Genomic DNA, 16,413 nt, shown 5'->3' on the forward strand with positions numbered 1-16,413 from the left:
GGAGCTGCCATGCACAATGCTTCGCTGCTCGACAGCCCTGAAAACCGCCTGCTGCAACCCGAACAGGCGTTTCTGACCGACGACAGCCGCGACGTTTTACGCTTCGCGGTGGAGGCACTCACCTCGGGGATGCGGGCGGCCCTGGTAACCCTGGTCGACATTCACGGCGGTGCGGCCCGGCCACTGGGCGCGCAAATGGCGGTGCGCGACGATGGCCGTTATTGCGGTTTTGTTTCCGGTGGCTGCGTGGAAAGCGCGGCATCTTTTGAAGCGATGGAAGCCATCGTCGCCGGAGAAGACCGCCAGGTGCGCTATGGGGCGGGCTCGCCGTGGTTCGATATCGTCCTGCCCTGTGGGGGCGGCATAACCCTGAGCATTCATGTTTTGCGCTCGTCTCAGCCGCTGCTGGCGGTACTCAACAACCTTGAACAGCGTCAGCCCTGTGGATTGCGTTACGATCCCCACACGCAGACGCTGCGCAGTCTCCCGGCCCGGACACAAACGGGGTGGCGTGATGCTGGCTTTGAGATGGGGTATCGGCCCAATGTACAGGTGCTGGTGTGTGGGCGCTCGGTTGAAGCGCAGATGACAGCCTCGCTCGCACAGGCCGCCGGTTTTGCGGTTCACCTCAGTGAGTCGTTCCCATCGGTTGATGCCAGGATAATAGATGCCGACACCGCGGTGGTACTGCTCTGGCATGATTTACAGCGGGAAATCCCACTGTTGCTGGCCACCCGCGAGGCTGCGCCATTTTATATCGGGGCACTCGGCAGCCATCGCACCCATTGCCAGCGGGTGCAAAAACTGAAGGCGTTGGGCTGGCGTGCGGATGAAATTGCGCGGATCAAAGCCCCGATTGGCATCTTCCCCAAGGCCCGCGATGCGCGTTCGCTGGCGCTGTCGGTGCTGGCGGATGTGGCGGCGGCGCGTCTCGCATCAGGAGAGGCATAGTGCCCTCCCCGGTGGTGATTATTCTCGCCGCAGGACGTGGGGAGCGCTTTCTGGCCTCCGGGGCGACAACCCACAAGCTGGAGGCACAGTTAGGCACGCAGTCTGTCCTCAGCCATGTCATCCGGGCGGCAGAGGCCAGCGGGCTTGGCTGGTATATCGTCCGTCCGGAAGGCGGCACACAGGGAATGGGGGAGTCGATTTCGCTCGGCGTGCGCGCCACGCCCCACGCCTCCGGCTGGCTGATCCTGCCCGCTGACCTGCCTTTGATTCAACCGGCCACCCTACAACGCGTGGCCGAAGGCTTGTCCGAAAAATCGCTGGTCGTGCCCTGTTACGCCCAGCAGTCAGGCCATCCGGTGGGATTTAGTCGCGCGTATCAGGCGCAGTTGCTGGCGCTCAGCGGCGACTCCGGGGCCAGGGAAATTGTGCGCCGCGCTCGTCAACGGGGCGCGGTGCTGGATCTTGCCCTTGCCGATTACGGCATGGTGCATGACATCGACACCCTGAGCGATTTGCAGTGGGCTCAAGCGCTGATTAATGAACCCAATTAATAAACCTTAGCAAATTACACCCTCTAATCAAATTAATCCCCCTGCGCTATGCTTCAATCCTCTTCAGAACAAGCCGTAAACCCGACGTATACCGCCGCCGCAATAGAGGAATTCCCGTATGCAAAAACGTTTTCTTGGTCAATCCGGGCTTGAAGTCTCGGCCCTCGGCCTGGGCTGTATGGGCCTGAGCCATGGCTACGGCCCGGCCACAGATACCCGTCAGGCAGTGGAATTGATCCGCGCCGCCGTCGAGCGCGGCGTTACCTTCTTCGATACCGCCGAAGTGTATGGCCCGTATGTGAATGAAGAAGTGGTCGGCGAAGCGTTAAAACCGTTCCGTGATCGGGTGATTATCGCCACCAAATTTGGATTTACCTTCGGGGCCGACAATAAGCAGCAAATATTGAACAGTCGTCCGGAGCATATTCGTCAGGCGGTGGAAGGCTCGCTGCGTCGCCTCAAAACCGACGTCATTGACCTGCTATATCAGCATCGCGTCGACCCGGACGTGCCGATTGAGGACGTTGCTGGCACGGTGAAAGCGTTGATTGCTGAAGGCAAAGTTAAACATTTTGGCCTGTCCGAAGCGGGTGTCCAAACCATCCGCCGGGCGCATGCGGTGCAGCCGGTCGCCGCGCTGCAAAGCGAATATTCGATGTGGTGGCGCGAACCGGAACAGGAGATCCTACCGCTGCTGGAAGAGTTGGGGATCGGCTTTGTGCCATTCAGCCCGTTAGGTAAAGGCTTCCTGACCGGGGCCATTAAAGCTGGAACGACGTTTGGTCAAGACGATTTCCGCAGCCAGGTGCCGCGCTTTGCCACTGAGGCCATAGAAGCCAATGAAAAACTGGTGGCGCTGCTGGGTGAAATCGCCGCCGAAAAAAGCGTGACTTCTGCCCAGATTGCCCTGGCCTGGCTGCTGGCACAAAAACCGTGGATCGTGCCTATTCCTGGCACCACCAAGTTACATCGTCTGGAGGAAAATCTGGGGGCTGCGGACCTTATTCTGAGTCAGGATGAGTTACGCAAAGTTAACCAGGCGCTGGAAACGGTAAAAATCGTTGGGGAACGCTACCCGGCGGCGTTACAGGCGAGAGTGGGACGTTAGGGCTTTATCCCACCACTTCCCTTGAATAGTTAGTAGAATTAGCCAGCCTATTATCCCCCCTACCTTTGGCATCCAAACAGATATCCATGCGACTCGATAAGCCCTTTATCGAGTCAATTTTATTTCATCTCAAGATAATAAAATCAAAAAGTTCATCGGCTGTCGCGATTGAAAACCCGTGCCGAAATGCCTCCCGTTCAGGAAAAAACAGTTCAGTTCCGCAAAGCCATTACTTGGATATTCACATCACAATCTCAATACCACTCCCCTACCCCACCATAATCCATTGATTTACTTCAAAATAACCATCACCACGGTGAATCAATGCCGTCTATTTATCCTTAAGTAATTTTTTGCTGTAAATAATAATGTATTTGATATACAAATAACACATCATTACATTAACGTATTATTTTTCTGTGCTTAGGCACGTATTTAATTGCTTCTTCAAAAAATAAAAGCAGATAAAACAATAAAAATAACAATCTGTTACAACACTTTTACCTCGAGGGCGACACATATTAACCCCCTTAGTCTTAGAAAAAGTCGCAAGCACAAAAATCAGATCATATCCATTTGATACACAACCATTTATTGAATGTGTGTCAGCAATCCAACCGAATAACACAATAACATTATCGCACTACTCCAAAATAAATAATATTACTAGTCATTTCAACTTCTTACAGCATGAGAAAAAAACAAGACTATTATTTATCTGTCTCGGCAACATTCGATTTACTAAATTACATGGAGTAAACATGATTTCTTTTTTTGATGAATCCTTTAACGAGATTGAAGGTAAGAAATTAAATGAGTGCTTTAAACTAAGAAAAAAAACATTTAGCGACCGTTTGAAGTGGGCAGTGAAATGCAAGGACAACATGGAGTTTGATGAGTATGATAACGAAAATGCGTCGTATATTTTTGGAGTAAGTAATGATTCTCTGATCTGCAGTGCTCGTTTAATTGAAACCAAGCATCCTAATATGATAACGCATACGTTTCATGATTACTTTAAAGACTTAAAAATACCTGAAGGCAATTTCATTGAGTCCAGCCGTTTTTTTGTTGATAAGGAGCGAGCTGCGGATCTTCTGGGGAGTGGATACCCGGTAACTCATGATCTGTTCCTGGCTATTGTTAACTATGCACGTCAGCATGGCTATGATGGGATCCTAACAATTGTGAGTCATGCGATGATGTTAATCATCAAACGATCAGGTTGGAAGTTGTCCATTTTAAACATTGGTGTTTCAGAGAAACATCAAAATATTTATTTACTTCAGCTTCCTGTTGATGAAGTTACAGTGAGCACATTGATGAGTAAAATAACCAAACACAATGCATTACCGTTAGCGGCATAGTAATGCACTAAGCTGGTTGGGTCTTACATTAAGGTGAAATAATCAAGTTAAGTTCAATGCCGAGACGTATTGCATGCTTACTATTAGTAACACCGAGTTTTTTACATATATTACGCAAATGAAATTTCACAGTACTTAATGTAATGCCCAACATACATCCTATTTCAACATTGGTTTTTCCTTTGCTTGCCCAATAAAATACCTCATGTTCTCTTGCGGAGAACAATGGTTTATCAAATGAGCTATCTTTTTTATTTGAGGTAATGTCAAGATAATATGCATGGGTGTCTACTAAAAATTGAAAAATGTTGCTTTTGTTTTCAATGATATTTATTTCACGACTCTCATCACCAGGAGGAAGTAGAAATGATAACATAGCTAAATTATCACAGTGATCATGAAGGACGAAGGTATATCCTCCAGTAATGCCTTGCTTGGCCGACTGTGTAAACACTTTAGTCAGGTTTGCTCTCTCCGTTAAAGAAAAGCACTCTGCCCAACTAAATGAGGTTATACGGTTCATTGCAATTAATACGACTGGATCAATAAATTGATAGCTATTAGAAAGATAGATATCTTGCCAGGCTGCAGGATAAGTTGAGGCAGTGAAAATTTCAGATGGATTCGTTTTTTTCAAGACTAAATATGTATACATCATATCTGTCAAGTTGGATTCTCTTAGATAATCAGAAAAAATACGCTTGATTTTGACCGATAGGTTTTGTTGTTCCAAGTGCGCTCCATAAATGTTTATCCAAACCTCAACAGAATAACCTAACATATCCTTGCAAAGGGTATGTAATTGTGTGGTTATGTAAATAATCCTGGATGTCAGAAATATTACAATAGGATAGCGTCTGCATGCTGGGAAAAGATTCATCTCTCTCAGCTCAAACTGTTAGAGCGATATGCGGCACAAAAAAACAAACAACAACGATTATCACGGCGAAAACTCGTGGTATGTATTGCCACCAGAAGCGCTCACCAACCACGATAATAGCACTCTGGAAATGCAGCCGCCATCATATCAACCTGAAAATAGTGTTTCAGTATTCAATTATTATCATGAGGATCTGGCGACTTATCCTACCCTACCGAGCCCGATGTTTAGTTAATATAAAAATACCCTTGATTCTCGACGTTTTTTATCTAAACCTTACTTATGCACACAGTTATCTTAAAGCCAACGCTTTTGCGGTCTGTCATCATTATCTCGTCCTGATTTAATTAGTATTAACGAGAAGTTAAATAATTTCATTACGGACTTTCAAACCCGTAATCAGTTAACTTTCTGTTCCTGACAAGTCACACCATATTGTTATGATACGTCTCCAGGAGTCACAAGTGATTAAAGATAATGATGTTGTAATTCTAGATTTAGCCAGAACGGCGGTGGGTGCATTCAATGGTTCGTTGTCAACTATGTCTGCAACTACACTAGGTGCTAAGGTTATTAAAAATTTATTAACGAAACTCAACCTTGATCCGAAAAATATTGATGAAGTGATTATCGGGCAGGTATTGACCGCCGGTTGTGGGCAAAACCCGGCGCGCCAGACAGCTATCAATGCAGGGATCCCAGAACATGTTTCTGCGCTGACCATTAATAAAGTTTGTGGCTCCGGTTTAAAAACACTTCAACTGGCTGCTCAGGCTATCAAAAACGGGGATGCAGAACTCGTTATTGCTGGTGGCCAGGAAAATATGAGTCAGGCACCTCATATTCTCCCCCGCTCCCGTCAGGGGGTAAAAATGGGACCATGGACACTTGAGGACTCGATGGTAAAAGATGGGTTATGGGATGCTTTCCATAACTATCACATGGGCCAGACGGCCGAAAATATTGCTGAAAAATGGCAGATATCCAGGGAAGAGCAAGATAATTTTGCTTATGCGTCTCAGCAAAAAGCCGCGCAGGCGTTAGAAAACCATGGTTTTGAGAGTGAGATAGTCACCATCGAGATCCCCCGCAAGCGCCAACCCTCCCTGCAATTTTGTCGTGATGAATACCCTCGCCCCCAAACTACACCCGATGCACTGTCCTCTCTTTCACCGGCATTTAATCCTCAGGGAACGGTGACGGCCGGGAATGCATCAGGTGTGAACGATGGTGCCGCCATGGTCGTGCTGGCTTCAGCCCGTCGCGCCCGCGAACTTGGCATCGCGCCAATCGCGGTATTGCGTAGTGTCGCGACAGCCGGCGTCTCACCTGAATTGATGGGAACCGGTCCGGTACCTGCATCACGAAAAGCTCTGGAAAAAGCAGGTTGGAGTGTTGATAGCCTGGATTTAATTGAAGCCAATGAAGCCTTCGCCGCTCAGGCCATTGCGGTTAACCGTGAAATGCAGTGGGACACAAACCGCGTCAACGTTAACGGCGGGGCTATTGCGTTGGGGCATCCGGTGGGAGCATCCGGAACGCGTATTTTTGTTTCACTGGTTCATGAAATGCGCCGACAACAGCTTAAGAAAGGCCTGGCGACGCTCTGCATTGGTGGTGGAATGGGGATCGCTGCAACCGTCGAGCTCATCTAATTCCCTCAGTTAACCTGTTGTTTTCATAATTATTTAGAAGGTCATTATGTTAAAGTCACTGGAAACATTTGTAGAAATAGCCAAATCCCGTCCGGGTAAAAAAATTGCCGTTGCGGCAGCAGAAGATAAAACCACTCTTTCCGCTTTAAAACGTCTGACTCAAAACAAAATTGCAGAGCCTGTCCTGGTCGGGAATAAAGATGAAATACTGCGTATTTGTGATGAGATTGCGTTTGATGTCAGCGGGTTCAAAATCATTGATGTCAAAGAGAAGGTTCGTGCCTGCCAGACAGCCGTTGCACTCGTCCGTGAAGGTGAAGCAGATGTGCTGACGCGTGGTGCACTGGAAACCGCTGACTATCTGCGGCCTATTTTGCATAAAGAAACGGGTCTGAAGGTCTCACGTCTGGTTTCACAGGCAGCCTTTGTCGAAATCCCTTCCTACCATAAAGTCTTCGCCTTCACCGATTCAGGGATCAACATTGCACCAGATGTGAATGATAAGGCGCAAATGATTCGCCAGTGCGTGGAGGTATTCCATACGCTTGGCATTGAAAAACCTAAGGTTGCAATCATTGCGGCTACAGAAGGTGTGAAAACGGCGATGCCATCAACCATTGATGCTGCCATTTTGAGCCAAATGAATCGTCGTGGCGGTATTAAGGGGTGTAGCGTTGATGGCCCATTGTCAATCGACCTGGCTTTCAGTAAAGAATCCGTTGCACATAAAGGTTTAGACACTGACGTTGGTGGTGATGCGGATCTGATTGTGCTCCCAGATATTAACGCAGCCAATACGTTCTATAAAACGGCCACCTTCCTTGGCGGCGCACGAGCAGCCAGCTTCATCATGGGTACCCGTGCTCCGGTAGACTTCCCGTCCCGTTCCGACTCCGTAGAGACCAAATACTATGCCATGGTGTGTGCCGTGGCACAGTGCCGCTCATAATAAAGGGTGATGTATGAATATTCTGGCAATTAACCCTGGCGGTATGTCCACTAAAGTGGCGGTATTCCATAACGATAAGGCGATTTTCTCTCAGACGATTAATCATCCAACACAAGAACTGACAGCTTATTCCTGTATTGCAGAGCAAAAGGAATACCGTAAAAAGGCGATTATGAACGCCCTGAAAGCTCAGGGGCTTCAGTTAAGTAACATTGATGAATTTGTCGGCCGTGGCGGGATGGTTCGTAATCTCGAAGGCGGGATATACCGAATTAATGAAGCGTATCTGCACGATGCAGCCATTGGTTTGAATGGCCAGCATGCGTCAAATCTGGGAGGCATATTGGCCCATGAACTGGCACAGGAATCTCAGGCAGGGAAAATAGCCTATACGGTAGACCCTGTGATGGTCGATGAATATGAAGATATTGCCCGTTTGTCCGGCATGGCTGACATCTCCCGTGTCCGCAGTTTTCACGCGCTGAATCACAAGGCAGTCGCAGGCCGCTATGCACGGGAGAAGGGAAAGCCGCTTTCGGAACTGAACCTTATCGTGGCCCATCTTGGGAGTGGCATCAGCGTGGGCGCGCATAAAATGGGGCGAATTGTTGATGTAAACTCTGCGCTCGGTGGGGATGGTCCAATGAGCCCGGAGCGGGCTGGCGGTGTCCCTCCTCTGGCTCTGATTGACATGTGTTTTTCCGGTCAATACAGCCGTCAGGAAGTTTATACAAAGCTGATTGGTGAAGGTGGCGTTTACAGCTATCTCGGCACGAAAGATATGCTTGAAGTTGAGCACCGTGTGGAGGGTGGCGATACAAAAGCAACCCTGGTCATGGAAAGTATGGCTTATCAGGTAGCAAAAGAAATCGGTGCTTGCGCAGTGGTGCTAAATGGAGATGTGGATGCCGTTATCCTGACCGGTAGCATTGCTCGCAGTCATCTTCTGACTGGCTGGATCAGCCAACGGATTCGTTTCATTTCTTCAGAAATTGTCCTTTATCCTGGAGAGGAAGAAATGGATGCGCTTGTCGTAGGCGTTCTGGACGGTCTATCTGGTCGTCGTCCTATCCTTAACTACTGACCAACGTTAATACTGCTCCGGATCACCGATGTCGTCCGGAGCTATGGAGTTTTACATGACACATCCTTTCAAAATGCCTGTTTTGCAGGGGAATCTGGGCTATACAGAAGCCCCCAATCATTTTGTTGATCGCGAATATTTTGTTATTACCTACGAAACGGATCCACAAGCGCTTAGCCGTATTCTTCCTCCAGGAATGGTTGCGCCAGACCCGATTGTAAAATACGAATTCATGCATATGCCTGATGCCACAGGTTTTGGTCGGTTTAGCGAATCAGGTCAGGTCATTCCTGTTACCTATGAAGGGGTTTCCGGGACCTACGTTCACGCGATGTATCTGGACCGTCACCCTCCTATCGCCGGTGGGCGGGAAATCTGGGGATTCCCCAAAACGCTGGGGACCCCACACCTGGAAGTGGACGGGGACTATCTCCTGGGTACGCTGGATTACGGTAAAGTGCGTGTGGCAACCGGTACTATGCCGTGGAAACCTACCCGCCTGGACTGCCAGGCTGTACAGAAATCACTGGGAGAACCTTGTTTTTTGGTGAAGAACATTCCGCATGTTGATGGTAGCCCAGCCATTTGTCAGCTGGTGCAGTACGTTATGACCGATATTCACGTGAAAGGTGCATGGTCAGGACCTGCGACACTTGAACTTCACCCGCATGTAATGGCCAGAGTCAGCGAATTACCGGTCAAGAACGTTCTTTCCGGCAGCCATTTCATTGCCGATCTCACGCTACCTTATGGCGAAGTGCTTGTTGATTACCTTAAAGGTTAAGGTAGATTATTTACCACTACTGCTGTCAATAAGAACAATTTAACTGACTCTGATCCTAGCTGCCGAAACGGGCTGAATGTTCGGACAGTATGATTCGGGATAGAGGGATTTTTAAGCCATCAGAGTCAGTTAAATCTTCCGATAAACATGCATCCCGTCTCATCCCATTCATCTGAGCATACTTGTGTATTATCCCAAATCTGAGCTGTATATCTTTCCCAAATACTGTTATTTGTACATTCGAATTCATAGGATAAAACAGATAATCAACGGCATAATTATGTATGGCTGTCACACTATCTCTAACAGATTGGGTAATCTCAAGCACCTGACAGATATATTCCCACGCAAAACCCCCTGACAGATTTTATAACTGAAGCCTGCCATCGCAAGGCTTCAGGATGATTATCTGAACCCAGGATGTTAGCGGGGGGATACCGTTACCTGGTGACCGTCACTGGCAAGGGCGACACGTTCGCCGACCGTAAACACAGATTCCCCTTGCTTTTGAACCACCATCACAGTCTTGCCATCATCTTTGCGGATTTCCAATTCAACCCCTTGGTCTTTATTCATTTCCCCCTGAATTTTCTGTCCCGCCATTCCACCGGCAACGGCCCCGGCAGCAGTGGCAAGAGAACGCCCTCTTCCACCACCAACGGTGTTACCCAGGAAGCCGCCAAGCACAGCTCCGCCAATACCACCGACAATGTTGGTATCATCGCCTGCCTGCAGCTGAACAGGACGAACGTTAGTAATCGTCCCGTAGGATACCGCTTGGATCGTTTTGGCATCTGAGGCTTGATAAACGTCCCCTGCCAGCCTGTTGTTGTTAACGCAGCCGGTTAGTGTTAAAGCCAATAATGGAATAGCCAGAAGGGATTTGTGTACAGTCATATTTACTCCACAGTGAATAATTTTTAATTATTGGGGCAAGTAAAAAACTCACGAAATTTCAATCAACACTATTAATAAGGAAAAATGGATGTTATGGAAGTTTATTTTAATCCAAATTAATATTTACCACTATGTTACAAAATGCATATCAATCTCCACTTTTTGTCCATAATTTATATTTTACTAACTTGCTCCATTCGACGATTATTGTGAGTAGTTGATGTTTTTTAGCCGCAACGCGAAACATAATAATGGGAGGGAAACGCCTAGAATTAACCAAAGCCCCGTAGGGCTTTTAATATACATTTTCGTTCAGGAACGTGGTATATGAACAGCGTGATGTTTCAGAACCCATTCATTAAATAAGGGCAGATCACGTCATAATATTCGCGACAAAGGACTTATAGTCGAAGCTTCAGGCATGACAGACAGTTCGGTCTCTTATCGATCTTCGCTTTCGATTATTTTTGCTGCAAAAATGCTGAAAGCCCTTCCTGATCTGCCAGCGAAGATAAGTCACCTAAATCCCGGGTTTCTCCGGCGGCGAGCTTTCGAAGTACCCGTCGTAAAATTTTTCCTGAACGTGTTTTAGGCAGGTAGGGTGTCCAGTGGATCACCTCCGGCACCGCCAACGCGCCAATTTTTTCTCGTACACGCACACGAAGTTCAGTGGACAACGAGTCCGACACTTTTTGCCCGTTCATCAAGGTCACAAACGCATATACCGATTCGCCCTTAACAGGATGGGGCTGTCCGACGACAGCCACTTCGCAGACTGCCGGGTGCGATGTGATGGCTGATTCAATTTCAGCTGTTCCCAAGCGATGCCCAGACACATTGAGAACATCATCTACCCGGCCCGAGATCCAGAAATGCCCATCTTCATCCTGCCACGCCCCGTCCCCGGTGAAATAACAACCAGGCACAGTTGAGAAGTACGTTTCTTCAAATCGGGCATGGTCGCCATAAATGGTCCGTGCCTGACCGGGCCAGGAGTCACGGATGACCAAATTCCCACGCGTCATAGGGGGGACCGGATGCCCCTCATCATCAACGATATCTGCCCGGATACCGAATAATGGGGTAGCAGCCGCCCCGGGCTTGTTTTCGCCACTGACGGGAGCAATCATGATCCCTCCCGTTTCGGTCTGCCACCAGGTATCAATCACCGGGCATCGGCCATTTCCAAAAACGTCTCTGTACCAGCGCCAGGCTTCAGGATTTATCGGCTCTCCAACCGTCCCCAATCGGCGCAAGGAGGTTCGGTGTGAATTACCCAGCGCGGCATTTCCGGCAGACATCAAGCTACGAATGAGTGTCGGGGCCGTGTACAGCATATCGACATTATGCCGATCAATGATTGTTGCCAGCCGATCCGCCGAGGGTGAACCAGGTATTCCTTCATACATTACCGTGGTTAGGCCAGCACATAACGGGGCATAAAGCATATAGGTGTGACCGGTGATCCATCCCACATCAGCAGTACACCAAAAAATGCGGGAATCACCTGCAAGAAAACGAAAGGTGCTGTGAGCATAGACAAGATAGCCTGCAGTAGTATGCACCAGCCCCTTTGCCTTTCCGGTCGAACCAGAAGTATAAAGAATAAACAGAGGGTCTTCTGCATCCATGGCTACAGGCTCAACAACCGGTGCAGTGGGGATCATCAATTCATGCCACCAATGATCAATACCGGGTTCCCAGGCTGTTTTGCTATCGGTCCGCTTGAGTACGATGGTCTGTCGGACCTCATGGCCCAACGTTTCCCGGCAGTATTGACGGGCTCGGTCAACGTAGGTTTTGAGGGGTATTATTTTTCCCCCTCTCAATCCTTCATTCGCGGTAATCACAAGTTTGGAACCGGCATCAGCCATACGTTCAGCGAGTGCATCAGATGAGAAGCCAGCAAAAATAACATTATGAACAGCACCGATTCGAGCACAAGCCAGGATGGCAATAGCCGTTTCTGGCACCATCGGCATGTACAGCGTCACAGTATCGCCTTTACGGATCCCCAACTCGAGTAGTGCGCTGGCAAAGAGACAGACCTGATTCAGTAACTCACTGTAACTGAGTGTACGGGTTTCTTTACCATCATCGCTTTCCCAGATAATCGCGGCCTGGTCGCTTCGTGTCTTCAAATGTCGATCCAGGCAATTCTCTGAAACATTCAGCTTGCCCCCATTAAACCAGCGAATATCGACTTCACCGGGTGAAAAAGACGTCTCTTTGATTTTTTCAAAAGGCCTCATCCAGGTGAGATGTGAAGCCTCCTCCTTCCAATAAGCATCCGTGTGTGTAATGGAAAAGTAATACTGTGCAGAATAACTATCCTGTCTGGTAAAAGAAACCTGAGATGTAGTCATACCTTACCCTCTGTTTTCTGGCTGATGTAGAATAAATGCTCTCTGATATGATATTTAAAAAAGAATTACCGTATGATTTATACTCAGAAGGTATAGCTAATTCAAATCAGCTATGTGTCAGTATGAGATAATGTTACTTAATTGACACGACTACGCAGCAACATAAAAAAATGGGAATAGCAGCAATCTCGCACAGCATAATGGTCCCAACAAAATCACCCTACAAAAAAGTATTTAAATAGTTTTTAAATGCTTCTGAAGAACATCCCTGATTTACAATTTACTTACATTATGAAAAGTATAAACGGTGCACATTCCTTCAGGATAAAGCTACTATTCATGACAAGCTGTATTTGTACATAGAAAAGGCATTCAGGCCATCCAGGCAGAAAGAGGATTTTTAAGATGCAAATTGATACCCCCCCTCCTTTAATACCTCAATCAACCGTGAACACAACGCAAGGAAAACCAGATAACTCCTTAATAAGAAGGACATTTTTGCTTTCCGAACAAGCCGATCGATCACTCATCAGGCAGGTCGCTCTCAATAAACTCAATGACAAAAAGCCTGTTTCAGTCAGTGCCCTTCTTCGTCTAATAATCGAGTCGCATATCACGTTGGATAATGAAGCAAAGCAAGCATCCTACACAAAATACAACCCTCTAAGCTTCAACATCACGCTAAGTGGAAACATGGATGAAATAAAAACCCTCGACGACTACCGTCAGCGACGAGCCAATAAAACCAACAGAACATTCACGCTGCTCAAATATCAACTTGTGGCAATAGAGCGTCAGGCAGCGCTCAATCGTTATGAAAACACAGGCCCTCAAACTGTAAATGCCTTGCTGCTTCATCTTGTGAATGAATATCTCAAAAGCATAGATAACATTTAATTTCCAGAACAATATAAGACAATCACAAGTCCAAAAAAAGCCTCTATAAGCTCCTATAGTGCAATCATGAAACAAATACCATTTCGCAAACTCTGCGAGTATTTACCTGGCATGAAACACCTCTTCCATTTAGGGATTATATGCTTGTTAAGTTCGGTGGTTTGTCCCACTCGTATCCGAATGAGTCAGCCAAGAAATGAATGACATTTTGTTACAGAAAGGGGGCAACCAGCTCAAAGGAATGACAGAAATGGCAGGCACTTGCTGTCGTATCCCGTTACGGCTCTCGATGTCATCCGCTGACCTCTCTGAGAGATTATCGTGAGCAGGAGCTGATACCACGTTCTTTTGCCGGGTCTGGAACTCTCAGCTTTCTGTCGCTGAAAACCCGCCCACATGTGCGAAAAAATAGCCGGAAATGACAAAGGAAGTGACATACCGGCTGTTACCCTTCACCTGGAAAGGAAAAGCAACCCGTCCGCTGACGCCTACGCGGGATGTGATGCTTCATCAGATGAGACAGATGGCAACCCCGAACAAAAAAGCAGCCCGTTGCTTAACTGACTGCCGTTCAATGAATCATGGCTTTTACCAGCACAACCACCGCTCAAAGATGTGTGTCCTCTCGGATTCGTGTTTTTGCGTAGGGCAAGATTATGGCCAAGCGCCAGCATAGACTCTACTTCGTGACGCTTCGGCGACTTAAATGCATTGCAACTCTTTATATTCAAATACTATACCAAACATTGTCTTCAGGCATATTTTGTAGGTAGTTATTACCAGATAAAACAACTTTTAAGATGAGTCGACAGGCTGTCCTAAGTAAAATAATTACACGTTGAGACCGGATAGGTTTCATCTGTAAATAACCTAAATCTTGTAAGGCTTTCCGCCCAATAACGTCGGGCGGATTTTTTTAAAACGAATGGTGTGTTCATTATGGATAATAACAACCCATCGCCATATTTTTCGTTGCAATCTTGCAGTATCAGGCATTCACAACAGCGGTCCGCAACAATTTGTATAAGACGATGCTTCCCCTCCTAAGCTCCTTCACTGTATGTATAATCTGTCTAGTGGATCACATTTTCATTAATCATTCAATGAAGAAAACACTATTAGTGACAAGCCCATACTGATGGCAGTGAAATAAAAATGGATTTCATTAATTCCTTTATTTTCAGCAGGTTGTCATATTAAAACATCGCTATCACAGAGATTTCACTCAACTCAATATCACTTCACATCATTTCCAACTGTAACCATGTTTGTTTTTTCATCCCAATCGCATGACAGTACTTATTGTTTCCTTCCCAATAAGTATTTAAAAAACCTGTCCAATCAGTCAGTTTTCTTTATGTTTATTTAAGGTATTATACCTACCATATTAAAAATAAAAACGCGGATAAATTACCCATACGCGATTGATGGCGCTTGACACAAGTTATTGGGTAGATAGATGTTTAACAACATTACAAAAATGGATTGTCAATACAATGTTCTATGATCCCCCACTCACAAATGTCGGCAAATCATCGTCTTCCACCACACTAAGTGAAGACGATGACGTTACAATACGTCAAGGTGAAACATTTTACGCTCCGGAACATGCGCTTTTTCTCTTGAAGAGTGGTTCAATTTTTCTGGAAGCGATAATGGAGGATATGGACACGATGCATAGCCATGTCGTGGGTACGTTATTACCAGGCGATCCGGTTGGTATTCTGAATAAATACATCCCCAATGTCCATTTTTGCTACCGGGCGATGGAAAATTGTGTATTACATAAAATAACAGATAACTTCATTCAGGAAGCAGAAGTTAGCTCGCTCATCGGATTAATGTTTAAAGCGTTGTCACAAGCTACCCTGCGAATTATTTTGTCACATTCTGTAGTCGATATGCTGCGTGGATACTCGCGTATTCGAGCCTTGATTTATCACTATATGGAGCAAAAACAAACCGGCACTCTTGAAGAGCAAAAATTGCTGCCTTTTGTGTTGAACCGCGCTTCTTTGCCCAAGGCTCAGGTGGAGACTGTGCTTACCTCCTTAACGGATCGGGCCTATCTGGACATTCGCAGAGGTAAACTCAATGCCATTAACTTCCCACTGCCGTTGGAGTTTCAGGAAAACGACAAGTACGCCATGCCAGAAATCGAACGCACTCATCCGGCTTTACATAGGATGTTTGATGGCGTTTCATTCCAGCCAAATGTTATGCTGTCAAAATAACGGCTTGTAGGTGGCGGCTCTGGGTGATTTTATTCAGTGTATCGCGTTTTCGGTAAGCCAGAAGCTCTCGATAAGCATTTTCTTGTTTAGTGTTACCGAAGCACAACATTGATAGTTCATCTTCACTAAAACTGTTGGCTGACTGTTCTTCCGTTAATCCCATCCGTTGAGTCGTATTCATTTAATCCTCCGTTTTACCCGTTATTTGAATGTAGGCTTATTTTCACGAAGAGTCGCCACCGTGTCTGTTATTTCAAGTAACAGGACACGTCATTATGCTTTTAATATCATAATATTTACTTATCCCCTCCCTTCCCGTGGATTACTTACTTATTAAAAGTGTCGAACGGATTTGATGAATAAATCGAACATTTACTGAATGGCAAGATCGAACAACACATTTATCGGCCCACTCATGCAATCCCATCTCAAAGCTTGGGGCATCTCTTTTGTTCTTAGATAGAATGCCTTCAAATGTAATTTGGCCTTGGTGGGTTCAAGTTGATAGCTGGAGATAAGACACAAGCTTTGCGTTGATTTCGGTAGACCTGGGAAGAGTTTGAGATGGTGCGATAATAGGAACAAACAACACACAACAAATGATTGTTTTTAATCGAATTATTAATATCGACAAATAATTCTATACACATAGCTATACACATTGGCGGGGGCGTTCAAAAATCACTCACC

General features: G+C 46.6%; 13 protein-coding genes and 1 pseudogene. 10 read left to right on the plus strand and 4 right to left on the minus strand.

From position 1 onward, the window contains the following. Positions 1-9: 9 nt before the first annotated feature. From SIK69_RS03950 to SIK69_RS03965, 4 genes and pseudogenes are all read left to right on the plus strand, one after another. Positions 10-961 (plus strand): annotated as a pseudogene (locus SIK69_RS03950) (XdhC family protein); the annotation flags it as partial. Then, positions 948-1,502 (plus strand): nucleotidyltransferase family protein, encoded by a 555-nt coding sequence (locus SIK69_RS03955; RefSeq protein WP_374941362.1) that lies wholly within the window; start codon positions 948-950, stop codon positions 1,500-1,502. The pseudogene SIK69_RS03950 and the gene SIK69_RS03955, both read left to right, overlap by 14 nt. 118 nt (positions 1,503-1,620) lie before the next feature. Then, positions 1,621-2,610 carry an aldo/keto reductase gene (locus SIK69_RS03960; protein WP_319785459.1) on the plus strand — a complete coding sequence of 330 codons (990 nt, stop codon included), beginning with the start codon at positions 1,621-1,623 and terminating at the stop codon, positions 2,608-2,610. A 761-nt stretch (positions 2,611-3,371) separates the two neighbouring features. Beyond that, entirely contained in the window at positions 3,372-3,977 is a 606-nt protein-coding gene (locus SIK69_RS03965) for an acyl-homoserine-lactone synthase (protein WP_319626621.1), read from the plus strand. A 28-nt stretch (positions 3,978-4,005) separates the two neighbouring features. Here SIK69_RS03965 and SIK69_RS03970 read toward each other — a convergent pair whose 3' ends face one another. Next, positions 4,006-4,710 (minus strand): helix-turn-helix transcriptional regulator, encoded by a 705-nt coding sequence (locus tag SIK69_RS03970; RefSeq protein ID WP_319785460.1) that lies wholly within the window; start codon positions 4,708-4,710, stop codon positions 4,006-4,008. A 614-nt stretch (positions 4,711-5,324) separates the two neighbouring features. Here SIK69_RS03970 and SIK69_RS03975 point away from each other — a divergent pair. The 4 genes from SIK69_RS03975 to SIK69_RS03990 are packed head-to-tail and all read left to right on the plus strand — an operon-like array spanning position 5,325 to position 9,329. Next, entirely contained in the window at positions 5,325-6,512 is a 1,188-nt protein-coding gene (locus SIK69_RS03975; protein ID WP_319785496.1) for an acetyl-CoA C-acetyltransferase, read from the plus strand. Between the two features lie 46 nt (positions 6,513-6,558). Next, positions 6,559-7,461 (plus strand): phosphate acyltransferase, encoded by a 903-nt coding sequence (locus SIK69_RS03980; RefSeq protein WP_319626619.1) that lies wholly within the window; start codon positions 6,559-6,561, stop codon positions 7,459-7,461. A gap of 13 nt (positions 7,462-7,474) precedes the next feature. Then, positions 7,475-8,545, plus strand: coding sequence for a butyrate kinase (gene buk / locus SIK69_RS03985; RefSeq protein WP_319785461.1), 1,071 nt, complete (start codon positions 7,475-7,477; stop codon positions 8,543-8,545). A 55-nt stretch (positions 8,546-8,600) separates the two neighbouring features. Further along, positions 8,601-9,329 carry an acetoacetate decarboxylase gene (locus tag SIK69_RS03990; RefSeq protein WP_319626617.1) on the plus strand — a complete coding sequence of 243 codons (729 nt, stop codon included), beginning with the start codon at positions 8,601-8,603 and terminating at the stop codon, positions 9,327-9,329. Between the two features lie 423 nt (positions 9,330-9,752). Here SIK69_RS03990 and SIK69_RS03995 read toward each other — a convergent pair whose 3' ends face one another. Next, entirely contained in the window at positions 9,753-10,226 is a 474-nt protein-coding gene (locus SIK69_RS03995) for an outer membrane lipoprotein (RefSeq protein ID WP_319785462.1), read from the minus strand. A 461-nt stretch (positions 10,227-10,687) separates the two neighbouring features. Continuing rightward, positions 10,688-12,592: an acetate--CoA ligase gene (gene acs, locus SIK69_RS04000; protein WP_319785463.1), complete on the minus strand. Its 1,905-nt coding sequence runs from the start codon at positions 12,590-12,592 to the stop codon at positions 10,688-10,690. Positions 12,593-12,997: 405 nt separating this feature from the next. On the opposite strand from acs, the gene SIK69_RS04005 reads away from it, so the two are divergent. Beyond that, positions 12,998-13,489, plus strand: a complete 492-nt coding sequence (locus tag SIK69_RS04005) for a hypothetical protein (protein WP_319785464.1) — start codon at positions 12,998-13,000, stop codon at positions 13,487-13,489. Between the two features lie 1,427 nt (positions 13,490-14,916). Beyond that, a complete protein-coding gene (locus SIK69_RS04010) occupies positions 14,917-15,723 on the plus strand; it encodes a cyclic nucleotide-binding domain-containing protein (protein WP_319785465.1) in 807 nt (268 codons plus the stop codon). On the opposite strand, the gene SIK69_RS04015 is transcribed toward SIK69_RS04010, so the two are convergent. Beyond that, entirely contained in the window at positions 15,707-15,904 is a 198-nt protein-coding gene (locus SIK69_RS04015; protein ID WP_319626612.1) for a hypothetical protein, read from the minus strand. The genes SIK69_RS04010 and SIK69_RS04015 overlap by 17 nt on opposite strands. Positions 15,905-16,413 lie beyond the last annotated feature (509 nt).

The organism is Scandinavium lactucae (assembly GCF_033843265.1).
Classification (GTDB): Bacteria; Pseudomonadota; Gammaproteobacteria; order Enterobacterales; family Enterobacteriaceae; genus Scandinavium; species Scandinavium lactucae.